This is a genomic window from Halalkalibacterium ligniniphilum, assembly GCF_000334155.1.
Taxonomy (GTDB): Bacteria; Bacillota; Bacilli; order Bacillales; family Bacillaceae_D; genus Halalkalibacterium; species Halalkalibacterium ligniniphilum.
The window spans coordinates 42,427-52,500 of record NZ_ANNK01000142.1; the positions used below are offsets into that span (position 1 = coordinate 42,427).

The 10,074-nt window shown below is 34.9% G+C and carries 12 protein-coding genes; 6 read left to right on the forward strand and 6 right to left on the reverse strand.

Translation table 11 applies throughout. From position 1 onward, the window contains the following. Positions 1-14: 14 nt before the first annotated feature. From BLT_RS0117285 to BLT_RS22265, 4 genes are all read right to left on the reverse strand, one after another. Positions 15-1,298: a TRAP transporter large permease gene (locus BLT_RS0117285; RefSeq protein ID WP_026105184.1), complete on the reverse strand. Its 1,284-nt coding sequence runs from the start codon at positions 1,296-1,298 to the stop codon at positions 15-17. Further along, positions 1,292-1,804, reverse strand: coding sequence for a TRAP transporter small permease (locus BLT_RS22260; protein WP_017729000.1), 513 nt, complete (start codon positions 1,802-1,804; stop codon positions 1,292-1,294). The genes BLT_RS0117285 and BLT_RS22260 overlap by 7 nt, the downstream gene beginning before the upstream one ends. A 425-nt stretch (positions 1,805-2,229) precedes the next feature. Continuing rightward, a complete protein-coding gene (locus tag BLT_RS0117295; protein WP_017729001.1) occupies positions 2,230-3,771 on the reverse strand; it encodes a fumarate hydratase in 1,542 nt (513 codons plus the stop codon). Between the two features lie 115 nt (positions 3,772-3,886). Continuing rightward, a complete protein-coding gene (locus BLT_RS22265; RefSeq protein WP_051045267.1) occupies positions 3,887-4,420 on the reverse strand; it encodes a recombinase family protein in 534 nt (177 codons plus the stop codon). 233 nt (positions 4,421-4,653) lie between these two features. On the opposite strand from BLT_RS22265, the gene BLT_RS0117305 reads away from it, so the two are divergent. The 3 genes from BLT_RS0117305 to BLT_RS0117315 are packed head-to-tail and all read left to right on the forward strand — an operon-like array spanning position 4,654 to position 6,159. Next, entirely contained in the window at positions 4,654-5,013 is a 360-nt protein-coding gene (locus tag BLT_RS0117305; protein WP_017729002.1) for a PadR family transcriptional regulator, read from the forward strand. Continuing rightward, positions 4,997-5,794, forward strand: coding sequence for a permease prefix domain 1-containing protein (locus BLT_RS0117310; RefSeq protein WP_017729003.1), 798 nt, complete (start codon positions 4,997-4,999; stop codon positions 5,792-5,794). Before BLT_RS0117305 ends, BLT_RS0117310 begins: the two co-directional genes overlap by 17 nt. Beyond that, the gene (locus BLT_RS0117315) at positions 5,791-6,159 is read left to right on the forward strand and encodes a GntR family transcriptional regulator (RefSeq protein ID WP_017729004.1); all 369 of its coding nucleotides are present in this window, start codon (positions 5,791-5,793) and stop codon (positions 6,157-6,159) included. The genes BLT_RS0117310 and BLT_RS0117315 overlap by 4 nt, the downstream gene beginning before the upstream one ends. 26 nt (positions 6,160-6,185) lie before the next feature. Here the strand turns inward: BLT_RS0117315 and BLT_RS24760 are convergent, their stop codons facing one another. Continuing rightward, complete coding sequence (locus BLT_RS24760; RefSeq protein WP_268871139.1) at positions 6,186-6,311, reverse strand: hypothetical protein; 126 nt, start codon at positions 6,309-6,311, stop codon at positions 6,186-6,188. 123 nt (positions 6,312-6,434) lie between these two features. Between BLT_RS24760 and BLT_RS0117320 the strand changes: the two genes are divergently transcribed. The 3 genes from BLT_RS0117320 to BLT_RS0117330 are packed head-to-tail and all read left to right on the forward strand — an operon-like array spanning position 6,435 to position 9,338. After that, a complete protein-coding gene (locus BLT_RS0117320) occupies positions 6,435-7,172 on the forward strand; it encodes an ABC transporter permease (protein ID WP_236611110.1) in 738 nt (245 codons plus the stop codon). Positions 7,173-7,174: 2 nt separating this feature from the next. Continuing rightward, a complete protein-coding gene (locus tag BLT_RS0117325) occupies positions 7,175-8,686 on the forward strand; it encodes a hypothetical protein (protein WP_017729006.1) in 1,512 nt (503 codons plus the stop codon). 13 nt (positions 8,687-8,699) lie between these two features. Beyond that, positions 8,700-9,338, forward strand: coding sequence for an ABC transporter ATP-binding protein (locus tag BLT_RS0117330; RefSeq protein ID WP_017729007.1), 639 nt, complete (start codon positions 8,700-8,702; stop codon positions 9,336-9,338). Between the two features lie 61 nt (positions 9,339-9,399). On the opposite strand, the gene BLT_RS0117335 is transcribed toward BLT_RS0117330, so the two are convergent. After that, complete coding sequence (locus BLT_RS0117335; RefSeq protein ID WP_026105185.1) at positions 9,400-9,783, reverse strand: hypothetical protein; 384 nt, start codon at positions 9,781-9,783, stop codon at positions 9,400-9,402. Between the last annotated feature and the right edge of the window lie 291 nt (positions 9,784-10,074).

The window sequence follows — 10,074 nt, forward strand, 5'->3', positions numbered from 1 at the left end:
CTCCTTTTATTTTTTTACTGTGTCAGCCATTCAAGTGGTACGGTGACAAGCTGCGGGAATAATACGAGTAAAAATAGAACCGTAACTTGAACAAGTAAAAATGGCCAAATCCCTTTTGTGATCTCAATAATGCTGATTTTGCTAATTCCACATGCTACATAAAGAACTGTTCCAACTGGTGGTGTAATGAGTCCGATACATAAATTGATAACCATTAAGATACCGAAATAGACAGGGTCAATTCCAAGAGCAGTCACAGCTGGTAACAGCACTGGTGTGAAAATTAAGATCGCTGGAGTCATATCCATCACTACCCCAACCATTAAGAGGAAAACCATAATAATTAGTAATAAGACAACAGGACTTTCTGTTAAACCAGTTAAGAAAGAAACAAGCTCTGCCGGTATTTGTGCAACCGTAATAACCCATGATGTTACAAGTGCTGCTGCTGCAAGAAACATGACCACACCTGTTGTTTTTGCAGAAGCAACAAGCACTTCAGGTAAAGCTTTTATTTTTAAATCTCCACGATAAACTGTAAGACTAATGAGAAGGGCATACACACACGCAATAACTGCCGCTTCTGTCGGGGTAAAAATCCCACCGCGTAGACCGACAATAATGATAAAAGGTAAGAAAAGAGCCCAAACTGCTTGACCAAGCGCTCGAAGTCTTTCTTTCCCTGATGCTTTCTCCATCTTTTCATAGTTTCCACGTTTTGCGACAAAGTACCATGCGAAGATTAAACCGACTGCAAATAATAGTCCTGGAACAATACCTGCCATAAATAGCTGTGTAATTGAGACCCCGCCAATTACCCCATACATAATGAGCGGGATACTTGGTGGAATAATTGGAGCAATGATACCAGAAGAAGCTACAAGTCCTGAGGCCCGTCTGATATCATAGCCGCGAGCAGCCATCATCGGAATTAAAATTGCCCCAAGCGCTGCTGTATCTGCTACGGCTGAGCCTGAAAGACCTGCAAAAATAACCCCTGCGATAATCGTAACGTAACCAAGACCACCACGAATGTGACCAACAAGTGTTGTTGCAAAGTGCACAACACGCCTTGAAATTCCGCCTGCATTCATAATTTCACCAGCAAGAATGAAGAATGGAATCGCCATTAACGGAAAATTATTCGCTCCATTTACTAGCTGTTGAGTAACAATTTGCGGGTCAAAAATTCCCATTACTAACATCATTGCAACAGCGCTCATTAGCATTGAGAAAACAACTGGTACACCTAAGAACAAGAAGAAAAATAAAACGCCTAAGAAAACCCAAATCATGATGTGCTTTCCTCCTCTTTAGCCTTCGCCCAAGATGGGAGATTTTGATTTAAAAACACATATTGTACCGTCTGCACGAAACTCATAATAATCATGATAGAAGCAGCAAATGTGGCTGCAAAGAACAAGATCGATAAAGGCATACCAGTTGCAGGCCCATAACTATTACTGTTTACTACAATCATTTTTAAACCGCCATCGATAATAATCACTAATAAACCAATAATGACAATTTGATTAACAACATAGATAATTTTCTGACCAATCGGTGGTAGTACACCAAGTAAGACGTCAACCCCTAAATGAGAGCGATCTTTGAATGCTGCAATCGCACCTAAGAAAACAATCCAGACAAACAAATAACGCGCCATTTCCTCAGACCACGTGATCCCAGAATTAAAGCCGTATCTTAAAGCAACATTCATAAACACGAGAGTAACCATGGTAGTGAAAATCAATGTAATAGCTATTGTAAGAAGACCATTTAAAATCTTTAAAACTTTTTGCACCTTCAATCCCCCTATCTGTTTTATATTATAAAACCATGTTTTGTCATTTGGTTTATATTGAGATTTTATTGAAAACCCTTTCAAAAGTCAATCTAATTTTTGAATTTTTTGTTACCTAATATTTTTAATTTTTGAAATACTATTACATTACGGGATCTTTAAATATCCCTTATGTTTTGTAGAGAAACAATGCAAAAGAGTAAAAATAGTATAATTATTTAATGATTTACCTAAATCCATAAAATCATTTAATTTTTCTCTTTAGTCTTTTTTCAACTCCTTAAAAAAACGCAAGGTACCCGCCTAGTGGTGACAAGTACTGATGCCTGTTGCTAGACAGCTTTGAATTGGAGCTTTTCTTGACTTTTATACAAAGAAAAAAGCCGCAGCCAATACGCGCTGCGACTTTCTGTCACTTGCTTTCCTTAAAACACTCGCTCTTCAAATTGTGCAAGCTTTTCAAGAGATGATTTATCAACTTCTGCATGGAGACTGTTTCCATGAGAGTCCATTGTTACAATCGCTGCAAACCCTTCTACCTCAAGATGCCACATTGCTTCTGGAATGCCGAATTCCATTAAGTCTACACCTTTTACTTTTTTAATACAGTCAGCATAATATTGAGCGGCACCGCCAATGGCATTTAAATATACACCGCCGTGCTCTTGAAGGGCCTTTAACGTTTTTGGTCCCATTCCCCCCTTACCAATCACTGCACGGATACCAAATTTTTTCATAATATCACCTTGATATGGCTCTTCACGAATACTTGTTGTTGGTCCTGCAGCTTTTACATGCCATTCTTCATTTTCATCCTTAAGCATAACAGGTCCACAATGGTAAATGATTTGACCATTCAGGTCGATTGGCGCATCATGGTCCATGAGATAATGATGGATGGCATCACGGCCAGTATGCAGCATACCATTAATAATCACAACATCTCCAACCTTCAGTTGACGAATTTGTTCTTCCGTTACAGGTGCCTGTAATACAACTTCTCGTACCTCGTCTTTTACCTCGGCTGCTGCTGCAATTTCCTTTTCCTCACCGTTTAAATCGATGGTTTCATCATCTTTATACAACCATTGTTGGATCTCTCCTGTTTCAGGATCGATTTCAACCCCTAGGCGACGGAATGCCCAGCAATTGTAAGCAACGGAAACGAAAAAGCTCGCCGGAAGCCGGTTCATCACCCCAACCTTACAGCCAAGCAAGGTTGCTTCACCACCAAATCCCATTGTCCCGATTCCAAGCTTATTCGCATTTTCCATCACGTATTCTTCAAGCTTACGCAAATCTTCATTTTCATTTACATCATCAACCGTGCGGAAAAGCTGTTCTTTCGCTAACGCATAGCTTGTCGTCCGATCTCCACCAATTCCCACGCCGATAAACCCTGCACTACAGCCTTGACCTTGTGCCTGGTAGACTGAATGCATGATACATTTACGGATACCATCTAAATCACGGCCAGCTCGACCAAGTCCTTCTAATTCTGTCGGTAGGCTATACTGAATGTTTTTATTCTCACAGCCACCGCCTTTTAAAATCAATCTTGCATCAATATAATTTTCTTCCCATTGTTCAAAATGAATGACAGGTGTTCCTCCCCCTAAATTGTTTCCGCTGTTCTTCCCTGTTAAGGAGTCAACAGAATTGGGACGAAGCTTTCCGTCTTTTGTCGCTCTTTCTATTGCTTCATGAATCGCCTTTTTCATTTCTATTTGATTGACACCAACTGGAACTTTCATTTCAAATGTCGGCATACCTGTATCCTGGCAGATTGGGGATACGTTCTCATCAGCCATTTGAATATTTTCAGTAATCGTCGAAAGTGACAGAGCTGCTCTTGTCCCTGCATTTTCTTTTGCTTTCGCCTCAACAATCGCTCGACGTACATCATTTGGCAAATTTGTTGATGTTTCTACGATTAATTGATACATGCTTTCTATTAGTTTCTCCATCTTTTCTCATCTCCCTTTTCCGTACATGTATGTCCATACATGTACTATTATACGCTTTGCCAGAGCATTCTGAAAGTGGGAATAAGAAAGCGTGTACAAGTTTAAAAGACTTATTTCAGTTAAACCCCCCACCTTTGAGCAATATCCGTACAATATCCGTAATAGGAGTCCCATTTGCCACCAATGTCTTTAACATTTCCAATTCTTTCTTATCTAACTTCTCCGGTCTTCCTCCTAGTCGTCCTCTGGCTCTTGCTGCAGCACGGCCAGCTGCTGAGCGTTCATGAATAAGATTACGCTCAAATTCGGCAAAGGCTGCAAAAAGATGAAACATAAGTTGTCCCGTTGCACTAGCTTTGTCCATTGTGATGTTTTCTTGTAAACTATGAAAACTAATGCCTCGATCATTAAGGTCATTCACAATCTTGATTAAATGCTGCATATTCCTTCCTAATCGATCTAAGCGCCATACTACAATCGTGTCACCCGAACGTACAAATCGAAGAGCTTCTTCCAATCCTTGTCTTTTATCTTTGGCTCCACTAATTTTATCTGTAAATATTTCTTCGCAACCATGTTCTCTAAGAGCATCCAATTGTAAATCTAGATTTTGAATACCTGTTGAAACACGGGCATATCCAACCTTCATTAATTTCTCCCCTTGTTTTAAGTTTTTAACATAGATTTATTTACAGAGTTTATGAACGCTTATAGCTTATAGAAAGCTAGAAAACTAATTAAATTTTTATCTGTTCAGAAATTGTGACTTTTTGAACAAAGTTTTCTTGAAAGAAAAATAATACATTGCATTATTAGGTACTTTAATGTAGACTATGCATATGGGATATTTTTACATAACGTTTATCATTGGAGGGATATGTTTTGGAAGTTGATAAGGAATTACTCAAGGGGCATATTGATACGCTTATACTATCCCTCCTAAGTAAAAGAGATATGTATGGATATGAAATTGCAAAAATGGTTCGTTCTAAAAGTAAGGGTGCATTTGAATTAAAGGAAGGAACACTTTATCTGTCTTTAAAAAGATTGGAGAAAAAAAAATGGATTGTTTCTTATTGGAGTGACGAACAAGGAGCAGGGGCTCGCAGAAAATACTATCAAATGACTAATGAAGGAAACCGCAATTTCCATTTAAAAATCAAAGAATGGAACTTCGTAAAAAAATTAATTGATTCCTTTTTGGAAACATGTGAGGGGGATGAAAATGCGGGTAATCGATGAATATGTTGATAAATTATATAAACATGCAAATCCAAAAGATCCGGAAACAATGGAACTGAAAGAGGAAACCCGTATTCATCTTAATGAATCTGTACAGGAATTAATAAAGGAAGGCTATACGGAAAGTGAAGCATTTAAAATTGCAGTCGAACGTTTTGGTGGATTTGAACAGGCAGAAAAATTAATTTCGTTGATGGAAATTCGACAGAAAACATTTGCAAATTGGTTACTAACCGTTGGGATTTCAATTCTAGTGTTGGTTAGTTTTATGTTTGGTTTTTTCTTATACTTAGGGAACGTTCATGATGCCCACTTCGCAGATATAGGATATAAGATTGGCGAAAATATCTCATTAATGGACTCAGAGCTAACAGATACTTTGTTTGTTGATGAACCTTTAATTTTTAAAGCGTCTATATATAGTAAAGAAGCAAGGGAAAGCAATCCTCAGAAAGCTGACTTTACATTTGAAGGCAACAAACGATGGGTTCCTGATCTATTTAAAAGGGACTTGTACTACGAAACAAATCAATTTTTTGTTTCACTAGAAGTTATAGATGTTCGAGCGATTGGTTTCTTTTTATTTGCTATTGGTTTTACAATTTATTATGTCTTGTTTACTGTATGGGGATTAATCCAATTGTATCATGCGAATAGATTTAAAGTTGTTTGGATTTTATGTCTTGTAATGCTAAATGTTGTTGGTTATTTATTATTTTTGACCAAAAGCAAAGGAGAATTTAGAAAAAAACACCTAAATATAGGTAGGGAAAGCTTATGAATATTAATTTTAATACAAAAGAGCCTCGTTATATTCAAATCGTTCGGTATTTCATATACCAAATAATAAATGGAAAGCTTATACCTGGCGAAAGCATACCATCAAGGAGGGAGTTGGCTTCTATTCTTGGCGTAAATGTTAATACTGTTCAAAGGGCGTATAGTGAATTAGAAAGACAAAAAATAATTGTTACTGAATTAGGCAAAGGGAGTTATATAGAAAATAATCATCTAAGAATTAAGCAAATTCGTACAAGTTTAATTAATAATTCTCTGGATACTTTTTTAAAGCAAATTGAACCATTGAATGTTGATTACGATGAATTGGTTACTCTTATTAAAGAAAAATATTATTCTCAAAGTTAGTAATTAACAGATTAAAATCTACTTTTTTATGTTACAGACAGAATTGTTATATTTTGATTGATAGCTGCCCAATGCTTTGCTATTATTGATATTTGTTTTTTAATATCTTCATCCGAAGGATAAGGAACTGACAATGGTTTTTTATTTGTCATGTTAACTTCACACACCCTTCAGGGGAATTAATAAATTAATTTTTATCAATAGGTAAAAGAATATAAGAGGTGAAATGTATGCTAGGCAATCAGTTGATAGTAGAATTGAAAAGAGCGTGTACGGTGAAAAATTTATTATTATGGGCAGCAATTCTTATTGTGATTCCAACTATCAGGTTTTACACCATAAAAGAAGGATACCAGTTTTCTGATCCCATTGAAGTGTTTCAAGAGATGGTATCAACAATCATTTCGTTACTTTTCCCTGCTCTAGCTATTATCATTTATTTACCATCCTTTCTGCAAGAGCAAAAAAATAATTTTATTTCTTACACTCGTACCAGAACCTCACTCAATACTTATTTACTTAGCAAAGGCATAATAAATGCCTGTTTGACGGGAATAGTTATGTTTTTGTTGGTATTTCTTACGTTTGTTTTTGCAGTGTACGTAGAGCCTCATTTAGGAATAATTTATTATTCACCTATAGACGAGAACTCAGTCATTCCTAGAGTTACTTTCTCTCAGTTCTTATCATATGGAGATTTAACATATGGAGTGATTTATTCTTTGTGGGTTTCCATAAATGCGGTAGTTTATTCTACTATTGCCTTTATGTTACTGCTTATCATAGAAAATCCTTTTGTGGCTTTATCTGCTCCATTTCTTTATTATCATATTTTCAACTTTATAACAGGTGTACTTGCAGCACCATGGTTTTCACCATTAAGTACTATTTTTCCATTCAACATTGTAGAACAAGCTTTATGGACTGTATTCGTACCATTTTCATTTTTGTTAATCGTTATAATAGGACTCTATATTTTTGCAATTCGCAACCGAAAAGAATGGATGATATAAAGATGAGACAAGGAAATCTTTACATAAGAGAGTATCTTGAAGATGTGATCAGTATTAAATGGCTGGCTATAGGAGTTGTTTTTTACTTTTATGGTTTTATGCTAAAGAAGGAAGTCTTTAAGTCCGCTTATGAAATGGGTATTTCTTTTAATAATTGGGACATTACGTTGCGTTTGTTGAACGACATGTACCTTATTGTATATTTCATAATTCCTATCGTGCTATTTATTTCAATAAAATCTATTTTAGTAGATTTTGATTATCAGATTTTAATTCGATTAGGTTCATTCAAAAAATGGGTATACCATTCCCTTAAACATTTTTGGCTGAAAAGTATTCCTCTATTGTTCTTATGGTTATTTGTATCCCTGTTTATGATGATAGGGTTTCCTTATTCATGGAATTGGAGCCAACTTAGTGGATCCAATCATATAACTAATACCCTTTATGAATTAGTTAAATTTTTTGAATTACCAATATTGGTATTTATAGCACAGCTAATACTTTTGGTGTTAACACTTTCGTTGTTACATTCAATTTTAGCAACTGTATATGTGTTGACCAAAAGCAAACATTTTATGATTTTAATTAGTGCAATGATTTTTCTTGGAAGTATTATAGGATTTAAATTATTACCGAAGGAAATGGCCTTTCTGTCTCCAACTACTTATTTTTCAATTACAAAAGCAGTTAATTCGTTTAATTCCCCTATTTCAAGTTATATTGTTGTACTGGTGTTTGGTTTACTTAGTGTCTTATATTTAAGAATCATAGACCTTAATAAAAAAATGTATGTTCAATCTATAAAATCCTATATCCCCATAGGAATTTACTTAATTTTATGTTTAATAGGTATAATCTCGACAGCTAATTCATTAAAACCTTTTGAATCAACGATTTGGGATGTTTGGGTAATGTCTTTTAGAGGTTCAAATGCAGAAAATTTTGCTTATCTTCCTTTTTTCTTTTATTTAATCGTATTCTTTGGTTTTATTTATCTGGTTCAGTTATTTTTAAGTAATGAAATTGAACAGCTAGGATACTACAAAATTATTCGCTATAAAAATTTAAACAAGTGGTTTTGGAGTTGGATGAGAAAACTATTAATAGTAGTGATTTTATTTCTTTTTGTATTAATGGCATTTGCTCTTTTAATAGCTGTATATTTTGGAATGAATACTGATTTTTATGCAACTGTATTGCCGAATTCCTTATATGAGGTTATTTATCATTTCTTTATTAACGGTTTCTTACAAGTTGTTTTTTATATATTTGCTGTGTTTATTGTTTCATGGTTAAGCAAAGAATCAATCCACGGTGTATTACTAATTAGTTTGCTCATGGTATTGATGTTACCAGGTATTAATTCGGTAGGAATTATTCCAGTAGGACTAAATAGTATCGTTTACTTAACTAATTTTTCTCCATATTATCTAACATTTATTCTAATTATAATGAATACTCTCGCTTTGGGAGTAATTAATTACTTGTTTAAACGAAGTTTAAAAATATAGGTGGGGTGAAAGTATGTCTATTATTTCATTAAAAAATGTAAGTAAAACTTATAAGGGGTTAACTCTTTTTGATGATGTTGACTTAAATGTTGAAAAAGGGAAAATATATGGCATTATAGGTCCTAATGGTTCGGGTAAATCAGTCTTGTTTAAGATGATATGCGGCTTCGTATTCCCGGATAACGGCACGATTTATGTTGAAGGCGAAGAAATTGGAAAAAGTAAAAGGTTCCCTGATAATTTTGGTATTATTATAGATCGTCCAGGTTATATTGCAAATAAAACTGGATTTCAAAATCTGAAAGAATTGGCGTTAATTAGAGGGAAAATTAGTGATGAAAAGATTGCTGAAACAATGAAAATAGTAGGGTTACAACCGCAGGCAAAGCAAAAAGTTAAGAATTATTCTTTAGGAATGAAACAAAAACTAGCTATTGCACAGGCTATTATGGAAGACCAACAAGTTCTTATTTTAGATGAAGCATTCAATGCCTTAGACGCAGAAAGTGTAGATAAAATCCGGAATCTGTTATTATCCTTCAAAAATGAAGGTCGTACTATTTTAATCACAAGTCATAATCAGGAAGATATTAATGTTCTTTGTGATCATGTATTTCGTATCAATAGATATAAACTGGAACCGGTCATTTAAAAAATGAAAAATTAAGAACGCTGATAATCAATTAGACTATCAGCGTTCTTGAAACCTGAGATTAATTACTTCTCCAATATCCCGTCACTTGAACATCTACTGGTGTATCTAAATCATTGCTAAACTGAACTCTTGCACTAGTTCCAGCTGGAACTGAGTTTGGTAAACTACGAAAATCGTTATCAGTAACATTTCTAACCCATGAACCTGTCCCGGAACTAGCTTGCATTCTCGCATCGACCACGTAGCTACCGCCAACGCTGCGGGAATCTAAATGACCATATGTTCCTGATGAAGCTTTTGTTTGGTAACCGGTGTAACCACTTCCATTAAATTTACCAACAGTAGTGTTGTAGTAAGAATAACTAGTACCTGCTTGTACTGCCCCACCAAAAGCTAATAAACCTACGGCCAAACCTAAAACTGCTAACTTGTTCTTTTTCATCATAGTCACCATCCTTTAAAATATGTAATACTTGTACACATGTACTATTGTACTGTGTGTACTACCACTTTATAATAGAATGAATTGTAAATTTCTTCAATGAAATTTACAATATTTTAACATATATTTCAATAAATAGTATAAAACCACTATATAAGAATGATAGTTTACTAGTATAAAAATATCATAAATCTCAGATTTCACTCTTTACGAAAAATTTAGAAGATGAGCCTAAACATATTTTTAGTCACAATTTTAATACAAGTAAATATCCGCCGGTAGAACCGGCGG

What these genes read in the sequence shown, in the direction of transcription:
- BLT_RS22265 (WP_051045267.1), bottom strand. Translation starts at nt 4,420, where the DNA reads ATGAAGGTTGGATATGCCCGTGTTTCAACAGGTATTCAAAATCTAGAT.
- BLT_RS0117315 (WP_017729004.1), top strand. Translation starts at nt 5,791, where the DNA reads ATGAATATTAATTTTAATACAAAAGAGCCTCGTTATATTCAAATCGTT.
- BLT_RS0117310 (WP_017729003.1), top strand. Translation starts at nt 4,997, where the DNA reads ATGCGGGTAATCGATGAATATGTTGATAAATTATATAAACATGCAAAT.
- BLT_RS0117325 (WP_017729006.1), top strand. Translation starts at nt 7,175, where the DNA reads ATGAGACAAGGAAATCTTTACATAAGAGAGTATCTTGAAGATGTGATC.
- BLT_RS0117330 (WP_017729007.1), top strand. Translation starts at nt 8,700, where the DNA reads ATGTCTATTATTTCATTAAAAAATGTAAGTAAAACTTATAAGGGGTTA.
- BLT_RS0117335 (WP_026105185.1), bottom strand. Translation starts at nt 9,783, where the DNA reads ATGAAAAAGAACAAGTTAGCAGTTTTAGGTTTGGCCGTAGGTTTATTA.
- BLT_RS0117295 (WP_017729001.1), bottom strand. Translation starts at nt 3,771, where the DNA reads ATGGAGAAACTAATAGAAAGCATGTATCAATTAATCGTAGAAACATCA.
- BLT_RS24760 (WP_268871139.1), bottom strand. Translation starts at nt 6,311, where the DNA reads ATGACAAATAAAAAACCATTGTCAGTTCCTTATCCTTCGGATGAAGAT.